The sequence below is a fragment of the Pilimelia anulata genome (genome assembly GCF_014647895.1).
Lineage (GTDB): Bacteria > Actinomycetota > Actinomycetes > Mycobacteriales > Micromonosporaceae > Pilimelia > Pilimelia anulata.
In genome coordinates this window covers 165,210-181,365 of the sequence record NZ_BMQB01000004.1, presented here as the reverse complement: position 1 = coordinate 181,365, position 16,156 = coordinate 165,210, and the positions used below count along the sequence as shown (strand labels likewise).

The window sequence follows — 16,156 nt, the reverse complement described above, 5'->3', positions numbered from 1 at the left end:
CTCCCCACGGCCCCGGACATTTCACCACGCCCGCGGCCGTACCGCGATAGCCCGACCCGGCAGGCTATCGGGCGTCCGCCGCCAGCCGAACGGACACCGTCCGCCGCTGCGCGCCGCGCTGGTACGCGAGCCGCACCGCGTCGCCCGGCGCCCGCTTGCGGACGAGCGCGATCAGATCGACCGACGTCTCCAGTATGCGCCCGTCGATCCCGGTGACCACGTCGCCGGTGCGCAGGCCGGCGGCGGCCGCCGGCCCGCCCGCGGGGACCTCGCCGAGCCGGGCCCCGCCGGTCACGCGCTCGGCGTCGGCGACCTCGGCGCCGAGGACCGTCCGCTTGGCCCGGCCGTGGGCGATGATCTCGCGGGCGATCCGGTGCGCCTGGTTGATCGGGATGGCGAACGCCAGCCCGATGTTGCCGGCGTCCTCCCGGCTGCCGGCGACCGACTGGATCACCGCGTTGACCCCGACGACCCGGCCGGCGGCGTCCACCAGCGGTCCGCCCGAGTTACCCTGGTTCACCGCGGCGTCGGTCTGGATCGCCGCGTAGTACCGGACCTGCTCGCCCGGCTCGCCGCCGGTCCGCAGCGGCCGGTCCAGCGCGCTCACGATCCCGGCGGTCACGGTCTCCCGCAGCGACAGCGGCGAGCCGAACGCCAGCACCTGCTCCCCCACCGCCAGGCGGTCGGAGTCGCCGAGCCGGGCCGGGCGGACCCCGGCGGCGCTGTCCAGCTTGAGCACCGCCAGGTCGGCCTCGGCGTCGCTGCCGACCAGCCGGGCCGCGGTCACCCCGCCGCCGGGGAGGGTGACCTGTACCGGGCCGCGGGAGCCGCCGAGGACGTGCTGGTTGGTCAGCACGTGCCCGGCCGTACTGACGACGAAGCCCGACCCGACGCTCGACCCGGCGGCGTCGACGACCTGGAGCTGGACGACGCTCGGCCGGACCGCCGCGACGGTCGCGGCGACGCCGGCGGGCGGGTCGGCGGGCGTCCGGTCGCCGAGCAGCGGGCCGTCGGCGCGGCGGGCGGCGAGGAAGCCCAGCGCCCCGCCGACCAGCCCGGCGAGCAGGCCGACGGCGATGACCACCAGGGCGAACGTGCGGACGGTCCCGCGCCACTCGGCCGGCCCCTCGGCGGCCGGCGGCGGGGGCGGGATCGCCGGCGCGGGGGCGGGCAGGACGACGGCGGCCGGGGCGGCGGGGTCGCGCCACGGGTCCGCGGGCCCGTCGGACCACCACCACGCCCGCTCGGCGGCGGGCGGTGCGGGCGCGGCGACCGGGCCTGCCGGCGGCGGCGTGGCGGACGTCACCCCGGGCGCGAACGGCGCGGGAGCGGGTGCGCCGGGCGGCGGGGACCAGGCGGGCGGCATGGGGTCGCCGCGGTCGACGTGCGTCACTGCCCTCACCACCTGTCCTCGCCGGGCGGTTCCCGCCCAGCGGTGACCCGGTGCGCGGTCCGCCCGCACGGTCCCATGGTGGCACGGCCGGCCGGGCCGGCAACCGGCTTCCGCCGGCCCGTCCGCCCCATCCGCCCCGCCGGCCCCGGGCGCCCCGCCGGTCGCAGGCACTAGGCTCAGCGCGTGCAATTCGTCGAGGCGTACGCCACAGAGGACGCGGTCCGGCAGACGGCCCGGCTGCTCGCCGAGGAGGTCGGCACCCCCGCCATCGGCGCCGACATCGGCGCGATGCTGCGGTTGCTGGCGGCCGTCCGGGGCGCCCGGGCCGTGGTCGAGATCGGGACCGGTACCGGGGCCAGCGGCCTCTGGCTGCTCCAGGGCATGCGCACCGACGGCGTGCTGACCACAATCGACCTGGAGGCCGAGCACCAGCGGCTGGCCCGGCGGCTGTTCGCCGAGGCGGGGTACGCGCCCTCGCGCACCCGCATGATCACCGGCCGGGCGCAGGACGTGCTGCCGCGGCTGGCCGACGGCGCGTACGACATGGTGTTCCTCGACGCCGACCCCACCGAGACGGTGTCCGGGGTGAGCGCGGCCGAGCGGCTGCTGCGGCCGGGCGGGGTGCTGGCCGTCCACGGTGTCCTGGCCGGTGGCCGGGTGGACGACCCGACCGCCCGGGACCCGGACACGGTTGCGCTGCGCGAGCTGCTGCGCGCGGTCCGTGAGTCGGACGTCTGGGTACCGGCCCTGCTGCCACTGGGCACCGGCCTGCTCACCGCGGTCCGCCGATAGGGAACGACTCTCGTATTCGCGTCGCCCATTCCGCTGCGCCGATTGCGCGGCGGACATCGGTCCGAGAATGATTCATGCGATCCCATGAATGCGGTTCGCGAATTCATCGATGATCTTTTCTGGCGCGCCCCCGGCACATAGACCGGGGCTATGCATCATGGGATTACCGGCGGCGCCGGGGCACGGCGACAGTACACAGACATCGTCGCACTTCGATGTCCCCGGTACCGGTGAGTGACGCAGCCGGCGAGAGTGAGAGTCGCGGCCGCCACGTCGGGCGGATTCGGATGACCCGACGGCAACCACACGATCGGCGTTCGGTGCGCCGGGTCATCGCCTCAATTCCGTTGAATTATCAAGGAGTGAATCGCGAATGCCGAGGAAGATCATGCGTACCGGTCTGGCTGCCCTGTGCGCCTCGACGCTGCTGTTCAGTGGGTCCGCGGCCAATGCCGCCGCCCGTCCGGCGGCGGCCGACTGCCTGGCGTACCTGTTCGATGACTATGCCATCGGTGCCTGCGCCGGCGAGGGCACCTTCATTGTCGCGGCGAGCAACGGGACGGAAGTGGCGATCAGTTCGCCGATCACGTTCCAGGGCCATGCCGCCACGATCCTGCCCCTGGCCGATGTGGACACCGTGATCGTCCACGAACTCGACGAGGCCGGCCGGAAGGTGCGCGTGCTCGCCGAGGGCAAGCCGGGCACAGCCGCGGACGAGTCGCGGGTCAGGAGCCTCGGAAAGGCGAACGACCAGCGCTGCACCACCGCGGTCGTCAAGAAGCGCATGGCCTTCGGGAACTGCCGGGGCGAGGGCGCTTTCCTGCTCTTCGGCCTCGGTGAGGACGAGAGCGCCCTCAGTTCGCCGGTCTTCTACGCCGGCAGCGCCGCCACGTGGCTGACGGCCCGGTCGCCCGGCGGCTTCCGCGCCGCCGTCACCGCCGCGCTCGACGAGAACGGCAACAAGCGGACCTAGGCGGTCCGGCGGCCCGCCGACACCCGGTGGTGCGGCGGGCCGCCGGGGACCGGCGTCGGTGACCGGCGTCGACCGCCCCGGCGAGCCCGCCAGCACCGCGCACCCGGGGCCGGTTCGTCGGTGGCGTCGGCGCCGGTGGCTACAGGGTGGCCAGCCAGCGCAGGAGGGTGCGCACGCCCCAGCCCGTCGCGCCCTTGGCCAGCTCGCCCTCGGCGGCGTCCGACCACGAGGGCGCGGACATGTCCAGGTGGGCCCAGCGGTCGCGCAGGTCGCCGGCGAACTCGCGCAGGTACAGCGCCGCCACCACCGACCCGGCGCCCCGCTCCGGCGCCGGCAGCAGATCGGCCAGGTCGCTGGCCAGGTACTCCACGTAGTCGGCGGCCAGCGGCATCCGCCAGGTCCGCTCGCCCGCGGCGCCGGCGGCGTCGGCCAGGGCCGTGGCCAGGGCGTCGTTGTCGCTGTACAGGGCGGCGTGCCGCTTGCCCAGCGCGATCGCGTTGGCGCCGGTGAGGGTGGCCAGGTCCACCAGCACGTCCGGGCGCAGCTTGCGGACGGCGTAGCCGAGCGCGTCGGCGAGCACCAGCCGGCCCTCGGCGTCGGTGTTGGTGATCTCGCTGGTCCGGCCGTCGTAGTGGGTGATCACGTCGCCCGGCCGGTACGCCGAGCCGCTCACCGCGTTCTCCGCCAGCGGGGTCAGCGTGGTGATCCGGACCGGCAGCCGCAGCGCCGCCGCGCCGAGCGTGGCCGCGACCACCGCCGCGGCGCCGCCCATGTCCTTGCGCATGAGCTTCATCGCGTCCGCCGGCTTGATCGACAGGCCGCCGGTGTCGAACGTGATGCCCTTGCCGACCAGGACGACGTGGGTGGTGGCGCGGCGGGGCCGGTACCGCAGCTCGACCAGGCGCGGCGGCGTGGCCGAGCCGCCGCCCACGGCCAGCAGGCCGCCGAAGCCGCCGGCGGCCAGCTCGGCCGGCCCGAGCACCTTGACGTCGAGGCCGGCGCGGTCGGCGGCGGCCCGCTCGACCTCGCGGGCGAACCAGGCCGGGTTCTTCCGCGAGGACGGGGTGTTGGTGAGGTCGCGGGCGAGCGCGGTCGCCGCGGCGGTGGCGGTGGCGGTGGCCACCACGTCGGCGTACGCGTCGGGGTCGGGGACGGCGAGGGTGACGGTGCCCGACTTGGCCGGCGGCCGCTCGGCCACGAACGCGTACGACGCGAGTTGCAGCCCCTCCACCAGCCCGCGGACGGCGGCGGGCTCGACGGCGGCGGGCAGGGCGACGGTGAACGGCGCGTGCCCGGTGCGGGCCAGGGCCGCGCCCGCGGCCCGCCAGTCCGCCTCGGCGCCCGCGCCGACGCCGGCGAGCAGCAGCCGCTTCGGCGCGGCCAGCGGGCGGGGCAGGTCCTGCACGGCGCCCGGCCGGTGCGGGTCGGCCGTGTCGGCGAGCAGCGCGGCGGCGGCGTCGGCGACGTCGGCCGGCAGCGCCGCCCGGTCGGGACCCTCGGCACCGACGGCGACCGCCAGTACCCCGGTGGTCGCGCGCGGCGGCGCGGTGCGAATCGTCAGCACCCGGCAGACTCCTGCTTCACTCGGGGACACTCGGCACTCGGGGACACTCGGACCGTGGCCCGGCGCTGGACCTTACCCGGGGGAACGGGCGGCCAGGGCACGGGGACGGACTCGCCGGCACGCTGCCGTACCGGCGAGTCCGCACGTGCGGAGTCGGGCGTCAACCACCCGATCGGGCGACCGCGGTGGGCGCGGTCGCCGCATTCAGTTGACGGCCTCGCGCAGCGCCTCGCCCAACGCGGTGGCCTCGTCGGGCGTCATCTCGACCACCAGCCGGCCGCCACCCTCCAGCGGCACCCGCATGACGATGCCCCGGCCCTCCTTGGTGACCTCCAGCGGACCGTCGCCCGTCCGCGGCTTCATCGCCGCCATTCGTGTCTCCCCTCACCTGTCCCGGACTCCTGGGCCGGCCCCGGGCGTCCGTGTCCGACGCGCGCCGGCGAACGGCGGAGCATCGACCCATGATTTTCCCTGATGAGGCCCCGCACACCCAAACCGGCGGGCCGATCTGGTCACGGCTTGTAGCGGAATTCGGGTCCGGCTGTCACAATCTGCGCTCATGCAGGCACGTTCGGCGCTGTTCGACGTGTACGGCGACTATCTGCGACCGCGCGGGGGGCGCGCCGCGGTCGCCGCGCTCGTCCGGCTGCTCGCCCCGCTGGGGATCTCCGCGCCGGCCGTCCGCACCGCCGTGTCGCGGATGGTCCGGCAGCGCTGGCTGGCGCCCGCCCGCCTGCCCGGCGGCCCCGGCTACGCGCTCACGCCGCGCGGCACCCGCCGGCTCGACGAGGCCGCCGCCCGGATCTACCGGACCGCCGATCTGCGCTGGGATGGCCGGTTCGACCTGGTCATCGTGGCCGAACCGGTGACCCGCCCGGCCCGCCGCCGGCTGGCCGCGGCCCTGGCCTTCCAGGGGTACGCGCCGCTCGGCGCCGCCGGCTGGGTCGCCCCGCGGCCGGGGGACGAGGTCGACCAGGTGCTCGCCGAGCAGGGCGTGGCGTACGAGCGGCTGGCCGCCGCGCACGCCGCCGGGCCGGACGGCGCGGCCGCCCTGGTGCACCGGGCCTGGGACCTGCCGGCGCTCGCCGCGGCGTACGACGGGTTCGTGGCCGAGCTGACCCCGGTGGTGACGGTGATCACGGAGGCCAGCCCGGACGAGGAGGCGTACGCCGCGCGCTGCCGGCTGGTGCACGCCTGGCGCGGCTTCCTGTTCCGCGACCCGGCCCTGCCGGGCGAGCTGCTGCCCGATCCGTGGGCCGGGACCAGCGCCGCGGCCTTCTTCGACGCACACGCCGGGCGGCTGCGGGGTGCGGCGGACCGGTACGTTGACAGGTGCCTGATTCGCACGGATGGCCCCTGACGTGCGGCGCAACGCCGGCCGGGGGGCCACCCGCTCACCCGGAAGGACGCTGACATGACTGCTGCCGCGCAGCCGCTCGTGGTGGAGCGCACCGACGGTGTCACGACACTGACGCTGCACCGCCCGGACTCGCTCAACGCGCTCGACGTGTCGCTGAAGCTGGCGCTGCGCGAGGCGCTGCAGGCGATCGCCGCCGACCGGTCCTGCCGGGCGGTCGTGCTGGCGGGGTCGGGCCGGGCCTTCTGCGTCGGGCAGGACCTGCGCGAGCACGCCGACAACCTGGCCACCGGGTCGACCGACCCGCTGGCCACGGTCCGGCAGCACTACAACCCCATCGCGCACGAGCTGGGCAGCCTGCCCAAGCCGGTGGTGGCCGCGGTCCGCGGGATGGCCGCCGGCGCCGGCGCGTCGCTCGCCCTGCTGGCCGACTTCCGGATCGGCGGGCCGTCGACGTCGTTCCTGATGGCGTTCGCCAACGTGGGCCTGGCCGGCGACACCGGGATCTCCTGGTCGCTGCCCAAGCTCGTCGGCCACGCCAAGGCCACCGAGCTGCTGCTGCTCGCCGAGCCGGTGAACGCCGTCGAGGCGCAGCGGCTCGGCCTGCTCACGAAGCTGGTCGGCGGCGACGACGAGGTGCTGCCGGTGGCGCAGGAGTTCGCCGCCCGGCTGGCGGCGGGGCCGACGATCGCGTACGGCGCGATCAAGCGGCAGCTCGCCGTCGGCGACACCAGCACGCTGTCGGACGCGCTGGCGGCCGAGGGTCAGGCGCAGCAGATCTGCGGCGCTACCGAGGACCACCGCAGCGCGACCGAGGCGTTCGTGAACAAGCGGAAGCCGACGTTCGCCGGCCGCTGACCGGGCACCGCGCGGGCGGCGGGCCGACGCGCCGTCGCCCGCGAACCGGCCGGGGTCGGGCGGCCCGGCATCAGTGGGCCGGCATCGGTCGGCCCGGGAGGCCGGCGGGGCGGACCCATTCGTCGGCGGCCGGGCGGCGCCGGGGCGGTCGGGCCGGGGTCAGTCGTCCTCCTCGGGGTCCAGGTTGACCTCGGCGCCGGAGACGTAGGCGCGCAGCGACAGCTCGTCGTCGGTGGGGGCGACGAAGACCGGCAGCTCGCCGGGGCCCAGCTCCCCGACGTACTGCCAGAACAGCCGGGCCGCCTCGCTCGGCGACGCGGCCTCGATCGGCAGGTCCACGCTGACCAGCCACGTCCGGGGAAGTGCGCCATTCGCCATGGCGCCATCACATCACGCGCCGCCCGGCGGCCGGACGTGGCAGTCGGCCAGGTGGTCGTCGACCATCCCGGTCGCCTGCATGAGCGCGTACGCCGTCGTGGGCCCCACGAACCGGAACCCGCGGCGGCGCAGCTCCCTGGCCAGCGCCGTGGACTCCGGCGTCACCGCCGGGATCTCGGCCAGCCGGGCCGGGCGGGCGCGGGCCGGCGGGGCGAACGACCACAGCAGCTCGGACAGGCCCTCGGGCTGCTCGAGCGCGGTCCGGGCGTTGGCGATCGTTGCTTCGATCTTGGCCCGGTTGCGGATGATGCCGGCGTCGGCGAGCAGCCGTTCGACGTCGGCCTCCCCGTACCCGGCGACGGCGGCGAGGCGGAAGTCGGCGAAGGCCGCCCGGAACGCCGGCCGGCGGCGCAGGATCGTCAGCCAGGACAGCCCGGACTGGAACGCCTCCAGGGCGAGCCGCTCGAACAGGGCGTCGTCCCCGCGCAGCGGCCGGCCCCACTCGCCGTCGTGGTACGTCACGTAGATCTCGGGCCGGGCACCCCAGCGGCAGCGCGCCCGCCCGTCGGGGCCGACGACCAGCCCGCTCTCGTCCACCATGCCGGACTCCTCTCCCGGGGACTGTCCGGCACGCTAGCCGCGCCCCCCGACATCCGTCCGGCCCGCAGCGCGCGATCATGACGAAAAGACGCCGTACGGCCCCCGATCAGGTGCCGTACGGCATGATCACCGGCCGGCGGCGGGTCGGGAGCCGTTCGCGCCGGGGCGCTCGACGCGGCGGGCGAAGCGCTTCAGCGCGCGGGTCAGCGCCGCCTTCGAGCCCGGCCAGACCACCGGCCACAGCACCCGGCCGACCGGACCCGGCAGGTGGAACCACTCGTGCCAGACGACCTGGGTCCGGTCGTCGCGCATCGGCGTGCACCGGAACACGCCCGGCCCGCGCAGCACCTGCCCGTAGTGCACGACCCGGACCTCGTACGGCGCGTCCACCCGGACCACCCGCATCCGGTCCCGGAGCACAGCCGGGCCGACGGTGGTGACGGCCTCGACCTCGCTGCCCTCGCCGCCGTCCCCGCTGACCACCCGGACCCGGGTGAACGGGATCCACTCGCCCTGCCGCTCCCAGTCCAGGAACGCGGCGAACACGCGGTCGGCCGGGGCGTGCACGATCAGCTTCGCGGTGACCTCGCCGCCGCCGGGGCGGGCGGCGGCACCGATGTCGTCGGCGGCGGTCACCGGACACCGTTCCCGCGTGCGCCGGAGCCGGTGTCGGCAGCGGAGCCGGGGTCGGTGTCGGGGTCGGTAGCGGTAGCGGTGCCGGCCTCGGTGGCGGAGCCGGGACCGGCAGCGGCGGAGCCGGCGCCGGTGTCCGCGGCGCTGTCCGGCGACGCGGCCGGATCGCGCTCGGCCGCACCGGGCTCGGCCGGCCCGCCGTCGGATCCGCCCGCCGCGGCGGCGTCGGGCGCGGTGGGCGCGGCCGCGCCGCCGGCCGCATCACTACCACTCCCACCGGATATGCCGGGATCGTCCCCGACGGACGCGCTCAACTCGCCGCTGCCGCCGGCCGCACCGCGACCGGCATCGCTACCGCCCGCACCGGTCTCACCACGCACCGCGCTCACTGCCCCGACATCGCCCGCCCCGCCACCCGACACCACAGCACCGGCACCGGCACCGGCGAGGCTGTCGCCCGCAGTCCCGGCCGATGTCGTCCCGCCGGACCCGGCGACGGCCGGGGTCGCCGCGCCGGCCCGGCTCGCCCCGACAGCACCGGATGCGGCCTCGGCCGGGCTCGCCCCCGCGGTACCGGAGACAACCCCGGAGGCGGCACCGGCAGCGCCGCCACCCGCGGCCGGCGGCACCACCGCGCCGGCCGCCGCAGCGGCAACGCCGCCCGCGGCCGCGCCGCCGACGTCCCCGGAGCCGCTGACCGGCTGGTCGAAGCCCGCACCCACCACCAGCACCGCGTCAGCCCCCTCCTCGTCCGTACCGATCCGCGTCGCCCCGTCCCGCACCGCCGGCGCCGCGGCCGGCGCCCGGGCCGCGACCCGCGCGTCCCGCAGCGCGTCCGCCTCGGTCCGCCGGCCGTCGCGCAGGGCCGTCACCTCGGCCTCCAGGACGCCGATCATCTCGTCCTTGTACCCGATGTCGTAGGCCGCCCGGGCCAGCGCCGTGTCGACCTGTGCCATCCGGTACCCCCGCGGCGCCGTGTCGAAGCGGGCGGCGGTCAGGTCGTCCTCGGTCAGTGGGCGGTCCGTCGGCAGCGGCATCGAACGGCCGTCGGGCTCGACCTCGCCGAGCCCCTGGTCCGAGCCGGTCACCATCGCCGCCACGGCGAACACGATCGCCCCCACCGTCAATGCTGCGACCAATCCGAGCAGATACTGACCCATAGGCTGATCGTGGCATGTACGCGGCGTCCCGGCGACCGCGCCACCCGGCCGGATGAGGAGAAGATCGCATGGTGGAGCCGCTGCGGCTCGGTCGGCGCACGTTCGGTCCGGCGGAGCCCGCCGTGATGGCGATCGTCAACCGTACGCCCGACTCGTTCTACGACCGCGGCGCCACGTTCGCCGACGACGCGGCGCTGCGGGCGGTCGAGGCGGCGGTCGCCGACGGCGCCGACATCATCGACATCGGCGGCGTGAAGGCGGGCCCGGGCGCGGTGGTCGACGCGGCCGAGGAGATCCGCCGTACGGTCGCCACCGTGGCCGCGGTCCGCGCCCGCTTCCCGGACGTGGTCATCTCGATCGACACCTGGCGCGCCGAGGTGGCGGCGGAGGCGGTCGGCGCGGGCGCCGACCTGATCAACGACACCTGGGCCGGCGCCGACCCGGAGCTGGCGGCGGTCGCCGGCCGGACGGGCGCCGGCCTGGTCTGCGCGCACGCCGGCGGCCTGCGCCCGCGCACCCGGCCGCACCGCGCCGCCTTCGCCGACGTGGTCGACGACGTGCGCCGGACCGTCCTCGGGCTGGCCGAGCGGGCGCTGTCGCTCGGCGTGCGGCGCGACGGCATCCTCATCGACCCCGCGCACGACTTCGGCAAGAACACCCGGCACTCGCTGGAGCTGACCCGCCGGCTGGACGAGCTGGCCGCGACCGGCTGGCCGGTCCTGGTGGCGCTCTCGCACAAGGACTTCATCGGCGAGACGCTGGACCGGCCGGTCGACCAGCGGCTCACCGGCACGCTCGCGGCCACGGCCGTGTCCGTCTGGCTCGGCGCCCGGGTGGTGCGGGCGCACCAGGTCCGGGAGACCCGCGAGGTGCTGGACCTGGTCGCCGCGATCCGCGGCGACCGGCCGCCCGCGGTGGCCCGCCGGGCGCTCGCGTGACGCTCGGCAAGGGGATTGTCCGGTACCGGACGATGTGATCCGGACAGCGGCGATCGACCGGCGCGACTGGTGTAGTCGTCGGCGAGCGGGCCGACCGCCCGCCGACACCGCACGTCGCACCGATCGAGATGGAGTCCACCCCTGTGAACACTCTCCGTGCCGCCGCCGGCCTCGCCCTCGCCGCCGGGGCCGTCGGCCTGACCGCGCTGGCCGCCCCGGCGACCGCCGCCCCCGCCGCGAACCCGGCGGGCCTGCGCCCGGCCGTCCTGGACCTGCCGGACGCCGGCGCCCGCTCGGCCGCCCCGGTCTGCAACAAGGGCCTGGTCGTCCAGCACACCCGGTCGGACCGGTTCCTCCAGGTCCACCCGGAGCTGTCGAACGTCGCGCAGAACCTGGTGCGCGCCGACAAGCAGGTCACCACCGCCGCGGACGCCGCGGGCGTCAGCCGGTTCGAGCTGTGCCTGACCAAGGACCTGGGCAACAACAGCTACGAGGCGTACCTGCGCTCGGCCACCGTCCGCAAGTTCGTCGCGGTGGAGAAGACCCTGCCGGCGGCGTACAGCGGCGCGGTCATCGCCAACGCGGGCAGCCTGTCGGCGGAGACGACCCTGACCGTGCAGACGCACACCGACCCGCTGAGCGGCACTGTCGCGTACACGTTCAAGTCGCCGGTCAACGGCAAGTACCTCTCGGTCGAGCGGAACTACACCGGCGACTACGCCAAGGTCGTCCGGGCCGCCCGCGACGCCGCGCTGGCCGGCGAGCAGTTCGCGCTGTTCGACACCGAGCCGGGGCGCTGAGTCCGATTGCGGGGGACGCCGGGCCGGTGGGGGTTTCCCCGCCGGCCCGGCGTCGGCGCTGGTCCTGCCGGGTGCGGCAGGGGTACGGTCGCCGCGTCCCCCAGATTGGAGTCCGGACCGTGCCGACCCCTCACCGCGCGGCCGTCGCCGCCGGCGCCGCACTCGTCGTGCTCGCCGCGACCGTCCCCGCCACCGCCGCCCCGCCCCCCGCCGACCCCGCGCGCGCCACCACGACCGCCGCGGCCGACGCCCGGCTCGCGCCGGCCAGCGCCGCCGCCCGAGCGGCGCGTGGCGCGGCCGCGCGCACCCCGTGGACGCCCGGCGCCGCGCGCGCCGACGGCCCGACCTGCACGAAGGGCCTGATCATCGAGCACGACCGGACGAAGCGCTACCTCGCCGTCGAGACCGGCTACCCCGGCCCGGCGAAGGGGATGCTGCGGGCCACCGTCGCCGACCCCGGGCCGAAGCAGCATTTCGAGATTTGCATCACCAGCGCCAAGGACCCGGGCACGCTGCGGGCGTACCTGCGGTCCGCCGCCGCCCGCCGGTTCGTCAGCGCCGAGCCGGAGCTGCCCGGCCGCCGCGCCGGCATGGTCCGGGCGGGTGCGGCCGCGCTGTCGGCGAACACCCAGTTCCTGCTCTACCTGCAGGGGAAGGGCCGGGTGTACCTGCGGGCGAACGCCAACAACCGGTTCGTCACCGTCGAGCGGAACTACCCCGGCGGCGACGACGAGATGGCCCGCGCCGGCCGGGACGCGCGCGGCGCGGGCGAGCTGTTCACCGTGTACACCGCGGACCGCTGACCGCCGCCCGGGCCCGGACCGGGCAAGCCGGATGGACAGGGTCATCCGGCGCTGATTGAGTGGGGGTCGGCGGGTGCCGACACCCACCGGGTCCATCCCTCAGCGTCCCCATTGGAGTTCACATCGTGACTGTCCAGCGCGTTGCGGCGTCCGCCCTCGCCCTCACCGCCGGTGCGCTCACCCTCGGCGCCGCCGTACCGGCCGCCGCGGCCGACCCGGCCACCGCCGGTTTCAGCCGGGTGCGGATCGGGACGGTCGGGAAGCTGATCGCCGAGAAGGAGTGCTTCAAGGACCTGGCCATCCAGCACCAGAGCTCGAAGAAGTTCCTGGAGGTGCACGCCACCGGCCCGAGCGCCACCCGCAACACGGTGCGCGCCACCGGCGCCAAGGCCGCCAAGGGCGAGCTGTTCGAGCTGTGCATCCTCGGGCCGGGCAGCGACGAGGAGACCGCGCAGGTGTACCTGCGCTCGCAGAAGGTCCGCCAGTTCGTCCAGGTGGACAAGGTGGCGGGCCGGCGCGACGGCGCCCTGCGCGGCCGGGCCTCGACCCTGGCGGCGAGCACCGACTTCGACGCCGTGGTGGTCGCCGAGACCGAAGCCGTGTTCCGGTTCCGGTCGACGTACAACGACAAGTGGGTGACCGTGGAGCGCAACTACCCGGGCACCGACGACGAGCTGGTCCGGGCCGGCCGGCCGGCCGCCGCGACGGGCGAGAACTTCGTCCTCTGGGCGTTCGGCGGCTGAGCGAGCGACCCCGATGCGGGGCGGCGGCCGATCCGGCCGCCGCCCCGCATCGTTCACACCGCGGGTGGTTCGCCTCCGGCGCGCTGGGGTAGCTGACGCCCGACGCAATCCACCACCCCTCGGAGGACATCATGGTGTTTGCCAGACGCATCGCGGCCTCGGCGGTCGCGGCCGCAGCGGCCGCCGTCGGTACGGTCGCCGTCGCCGCACCCGCGGCCGCGGCCGACCCCGCCGGCTGGACCCGGTTCGACCCGGGCTCGAACCGGGCGCTCGCCGCGCGCAAGGAGTGCTTCAAGAACCTGGCCATCCAGCACGAGCGGTCGGGGCAGTACCTCACTGTGGACACGTCCGGCACCAGCGACCGGCGCAACCTGCTGCGCGCCACCGGCTCGGCGCCGGCGAAGAACGAGCTGTTCGAGCTGTGCGTGCTGGGCGGCGGCGACGACGGCGTGCAGGTGTACCTGCGGTCGCAGCGGGTGCGCAAGTTCATCCAGGTCGAGAAGTACGCCGGCCGGCTGCACGGCCTGCTGCGCGCCCGCGCGGACGCGCTGTCGGCGAGCACCGACATGGAGGCGACCACGCCGGGCGGGGACAAGCCGGTGTTCAGCCTGCGGTCGACGTACGTGGACCGGTGGGTGACGGTCGAGCGCAACTACCCGGGCGCCGACGACGAGGTGGTCCGGGCCGGCCGGACGGAACCGGCCTCCGGCGAGCGCTTCGTGCTCTGGAAGCGCTGACGGCCCGGCCGCCCGCGGCCGCGAGCTGATCCGCGCCGCGGCGCCGACCGATCGGGTCGGCGCCGCGGCCGGTTCAGGTCCAGCGCAGGACGCCCTTGCGCCAGGCGTACGCGAGGCCGAGGGCGAGGACCGCCACGAACGCGCCCATCTCGGCGACCGCGGTCAGTCCGAAGCCGGGCCGGTCGAACACGACCGCCCAGGGGAACAGGAAGACGCTCTCGACGGCGAACAGCACGTACAGGTAGGCGTAGACGTAGTAGCGGATCCGGGCGTGTACCCAGTCGCCGCCGGCCGGGTCCAGCCCGCACTCGTACGGCGCCCGCTTGCCCGGCGGCTCGGCCGGGCGGGCCGGGCGCAGCGCCCGGTTCAGCGCGAACGCGCCGGGGAACGCCAGCGCGCCGACGGCCAGCAGCAGGCCGAGCGTCGCGTACGAGCCGAGGTACGTCACCCCCGCAGCCTAGCCGCCGCCGGTGCCCCGGGCGCCGTGGTCCGCGCCCGGGGCGGTCCGGTCAGAGCGTCGGGAGCGGCGGCACCGGCAGCAGCGGCCGGGCCGGGGCGGCCTTGTCGGTGCCGAACGGCTGCCAGCCGTCCGCGCAGCCCGCGGCCGGCGGCTTCGCGCCGGTCAGCAGGTACGCGTCGATCGCCCGGACGGCGCACACCGAGGACGGGTACGCCAGGTGGCCCCAGCTGTCGGTCTCCAGCAGCAGGCTGCCGGGGAGCTGGTCGTGCACGGTCCGGGCGTTGCGGTACGCGGTCGCCGGGTCCCAGCGGTTGCCGGAGACCAGCACCGGCGCGGCCGTGCGCCGGTTGAACGGGCCGGTGTACCGGTCGTGGGCGGGAGCCGTCCACGCGTCGGCGGCGCAGATGTCGTCCTGGTTGGCGCGGAACCGGCCGAGGTGCCCGGCCCGGGCCGCCGCGGCGTCGGCCAGCTCCGGCCAGTCGCGCAGCCGGCTGGTGTTGTCGGCGTCGCCGCACATGACCCCGTACGTCGCCTCGACGCCGACGCTGCTGGCCGGCGGCTGCGGCGGGTTCTGCTCGGCGAACAGCTCGCCCAGCGACCTGCGCGCCCGCTCCTGCGCGGCGGGGTCGCCCGGCCGGGTGAGGACGTACAGGTCGGCCAGGTACCGGTCGAGCAGCGACATGCCGTACGGGCTGTAGGTGAGCCGGGCGGTGAACAGGACGAGGTCCTGGTACCCGTGCGGCACCTTGTCGATCACCACGGGCTCGCGGTGCAGCCGCCCGGCGATGTCGTCGTACGTGCCGACCGGGTCGCCGGTGGCGGCGAGCCGGCAGCGGGCCCCGGCGGCGGCGCACCGGCGCAGGTACTCGGTGAGCGCCTCGTGCGAGGCGGCCGCCGAGCCGATCCGGTCGAACACCGGCCGCCCGGCCGAGGCGGGCGTGCCGACCCACTCGCGCGCGTCGACCACGCCGTCGATGACCAGGGCGCGGAACCGGTCGGGGAACAGGTTGGCGTAGTACTGGCCGAGGATCGAGCCGTACGAGAAGCCCAGGTAGTTGAGCTTGGCGTCGCCGAGGGCGCGGCGCAGGACGTCCATGTCCCGGGCCACCTGGGCGGTGTGCATGGCGGCGGCGGTCCGCTTGCCGGCCTTGCCGCAGGCCCGGCCGATGGTCCGCGCGGCGTCCAGCCGGGTGCGCCGCTGGGCGGCGGTGAGCGGGGCGCTGACCGAGTAGTACGCGGTGAGCAGCCGCTCCCGCTCGGCGTCCTCGGGCAGGCAGCGCAGCACGTCGCTCTCGCCGATGCCGCGCGGGTCGAAGCCGATCAGGTCGAACCGGGCGCGCAGGTCCGGTACGGCGTCGGCCAGGCCCTCGACGACGTCCATGCCGGAGCCGCCGGGCCCGCCGGGGTTGAACAGCAGGGAGCCGATCCGGTTGGCCGGGTCGGTGGCCCGGGCGCGGAGCAGGCCGATCTTGATCAGGCCGCCGCGGGGGCGGTCGTAGTCGAGCGGGAGCGCCGCCTCGGCGCACTCGAAGTTCTCCCGGCACTTCTTCCAGTACAGCCGCGGGGTGGCCACGCCGTCGACCCGGCGCGCCTCCTCCGGGCTGGTCGTGTCGTGGCGCGGGGCGGCCGGCGGGGGCGCGGCGGCGACCGGGGCGCCGAGCGTGCCGAGGGCCAGGGCGGCGGCAGCCACCCCGGCGATGACGGATGCGGTTCGCATATGGGTCCTTCCGTGCGGGTGGTCTCCACATCGGAGCGTCCACCCCCCAGCCGACCACACCACCGCAAGGGGCAATCCACCCCTAATCGGGCTACCGCGACAGTGACGAATCTCATTTCGGCTGCCCGCCGGGGGCGTGACCCCCGGCACCCGGCCCGGCCGGGGCGGGCGGGGGCGACGTAGGCTTGCCTTATCAGCCCGCGCACGCGCAGCCCGTCCGCGGCGCGGCGGACCGGCCAGGCGAGCAGGA

The 16,156-nt window shown here is 76.1% G+C and carries 17 protein-coding genes and 1 pseudogene; 9 read left to right on the top strand and 9 right to left on the bottom strand.

Annotation, left to right across the window (positions count from 1 at the left end):
• Positions 1-64: 64 nt before the first annotated feature.
• Complete coding sequence (locus tag IEY94_RS11005) at positions 65-1,366, bottom strand: S1C family serine protease (RefSeq protein ID WP_189170250.1); 1,302 nt, start codon at positions 1,364-1,366, stop codon at positions 65-67.
• A 210-nt stretch (positions 1,367-1,576) separates the two neighbouring features.
• Between IEY94_RS11005 and IEY94_RS11000 the strand changes: the two genes are divergently transcribed.
• Both IEY94_RS11000 and IEY94_RS10995 read left to right on the top strand, forming a co-directional pair.
• The gene (locus IEY94_RS11000; protein WP_189170015.1) at positions 1,577-2,185 is read left to right on the top strand and encodes an O-methyltransferase; all 609 of its coding nucleotides are present in this window, start codon (positions 1,577-1,579) and stop codon (positions 2,183-2,185) included.
• A 373-nt stretch (positions 2,186-2,558) separates the two neighbouring features.
• A complete protein-coding gene (locus IEY94_RS10995; RefSeq protein ID WP_189170014.1) occupies positions 2,559-3,158 on the top strand; it encodes a hypothetical protein in 600 nt (199 codons plus the stop codon).
• A gap of 139 nt (positions 3,159-3,297) precedes the next feature.
• Here IEY94_RS10995 and IEY94_RS10990 read toward each other — a convergent pair whose 3' ends face one another.
• Together IEY94_RS10990 and IEY94_RS10985 are read right to left on the bottom strand one after the other, a co-directional pair.
• Complete coding sequence (locus tag IEY94_RS10990; protein WP_229783694.1) at positions 3,298-4,677, bottom strand: leucyl aminopeptidase family protein; 1,380 nt, start codon at positions 4,675-4,677, stop codon at positions 3,298-3,300.
• Between the two features lie 249 nt (positions 4,678-4,926).
• Positions 4,927-5,094, bottom strand: a complete 168-nt coding sequence (locus IEY94_RS10985) for a DUF3117 domain-containing protein (RefSeq protein ID WP_189170012.1) — start codon at positions 5,092-5,094, stop codon at positions 4,927-4,929.
• Between the two features lie 187 nt (positions 5,095-5,281).
• Between IEY94_RS10985 and IEY94_RS10980 the strand changes: the two genes are divergently transcribed.
• Together IEY94_RS10980 and IEY94_RS10975 are read left to right on the top strand one after the other, a co-directional pair.
• Positions 5,282-6,082 (top strand): PaaX family transcriptional regulator, encoded by an 801-nt coding sequence (locus IEY94_RS10980; protein WP_189170011.1) that lies wholly within the window; start codon positions 5,282-5,284, stop codon positions 6,080-6,082.
• A gap of 54 nt (positions 6,083-6,136) precedes the next feature.
• Positions 6,137-6,937, top strand: a complete 801-nt coding sequence (locus tag IEY94_RS10975; protein WP_189170010.1) for an enoyl-CoA hydratase-related protein — start codon at positions 6,137-6,139, stop codon at positions 6,935-6,937.
• A 159-nt stretch (positions 6,938-7,096) separates the two neighbouring features.
• On the opposite strand, the pseudogene IEY94_RS10970 reads toward IEY94_RS10975, so the two are convergent.
• The 4 genes and pseudogenes from IEY94_RS10970 to IEY94_RS24290 all read right to left on the bottom strand — a co-directional run.
• Positions 7,097-7,294: pseudogene (locus IEY94_RS10970) on the bottom strand (hypothetical protein); the annotation flags it as partial.
• Positions 7,295-7,327: 33 nt separating this feature from the next.
• Positions 7,328-7,915, bottom strand: coding sequence for a DNA-3-methyladenine glycosylase I (locus tag IEY94_RS10965; RefSeq protein ID WP_189170008.1), 588 nt, complete (start codon positions 7,913-7,915; stop codon positions 7,328-7,330).
• Positions 7,916-8,041: 126 nt separating this feature from the next.
• Positions 8,042-8,551: an SRPBCC family protein gene (locus IEY94_RS10960; RefSeq protein ID WP_189170007.1), complete on the bottom strand. Its 510-nt coding sequence runs from the start codon at positions 8,549-8,551 to the stop codon at positions 8,042-8,044.
• Positions 8,548-9,708, bottom strand: coding sequence for a DivIVA domain-containing protein (locus tag IEY94_RS24290; RefSeq protein WP_189170006.1), 1,161 nt, complete (start codon positions 9,706-9,708; stop codon positions 8,548-8,550). Before IEY94_RS24290 ends, IEY94_RS10960 begins: the two co-directional genes overlap by 4 nt.
• Positions 9,709-9,776: 68 nt before the next feature.
• Here IEY94_RS24290 and folP point away from each other — a divergent pair, with 68 nt between their 5' ends.
• The 5 genes from folP (at position 9,777) to IEY94_RS10930 (ending at position 13,729) form a co-directional block, all read left to right on the top strand.
• The gene (gene folP, locus IEY94_RS10950; RefSeq protein WP_189170005.1) at positions 9,777-10,646 is read left to right on the top strand and encodes a dihydropteroate synthase; all 870 of its coding nucleotides are present in this window, start codon (positions 9,777-9,779) and stop codon (positions 10,644-10,646) included.
• Positions 10,647-10,789: 143 nt separating this feature from the next.
• Positions 10,790-11,446, top strand: coding sequence for a fascin domain-containing protein (locus IEY94_RS10945; protein WP_189170004.1), 657 nt, complete (start codon positions 10,790-10,792; stop codon positions 11,444-11,446).
• A gap of 119 nt (positions 11,447-11,565) precedes the next feature.
• Positions 11,566-12,249, top strand: coding sequence for a fascin domain-containing protein (locus IEY94_RS10940; protein ID WP_189170003.1), 684 nt, complete (start codon positions 11,566-11,568; stop codon positions 12,247-12,249).
• Between the two features lie 125 nt (positions 12,250-12,374).
• Positions 12,375-12,992 carry a hypothetical protein gene (locus IEY94_RS10935; RefSeq protein ID WP_189170002.1) on the top strand — a complete coding sequence of 206 codons (618 nt, stop codon included), beginning with the start codon at positions 12,375-12,377 and terminating at the stop codon, positions 12,990-12,992.
• Between the two features lie 131 nt (positions 12,993-13,123).
• Entirely contained in the window at positions 13,124-13,729 is a 606-nt protein-coding gene (locus tag IEY94_RS10930) for a fascin domain-containing protein (RefSeq protein ID WP_189170001.1), read from the top strand.
• Positions 13,730-13,802: 73 nt separating this feature from the next.
• Here IEY94_RS10930 and IEY94_RS10925 read toward each other — a convergent pair whose 3' ends face one another.
• Together IEY94_RS10925 and IEY94_RS10920 are read right to left on the bottom strand one after the other, a co-directional pair.
• Positions 13,803-14,177 carry an NADH-quinone oxidoreductase subunit A gene (locus tag IEY94_RS10925; RefSeq protein WP_189170000.1) on the bottom strand — a complete coding sequence of 125 codons (375 nt, stop codon included), beginning with the start codon at positions 14,175-14,177 and terminating at the stop codon, positions 13,803-13,805.
• Between the two features lie 61 nt (positions 14,178-14,238).
• Positions 14,239-15,906, bottom strand: coding sequence for an alpha/beta hydrolase (locus tag IEY94_RS10920; RefSeq protein ID WP_189169999.1), 1,668 nt, complete (start codon positions 15,904-15,906; stop codon positions 14,239-14,241).
• Between the last annotated feature and the right edge of the window lie 250 nt (positions 15,907-16,156).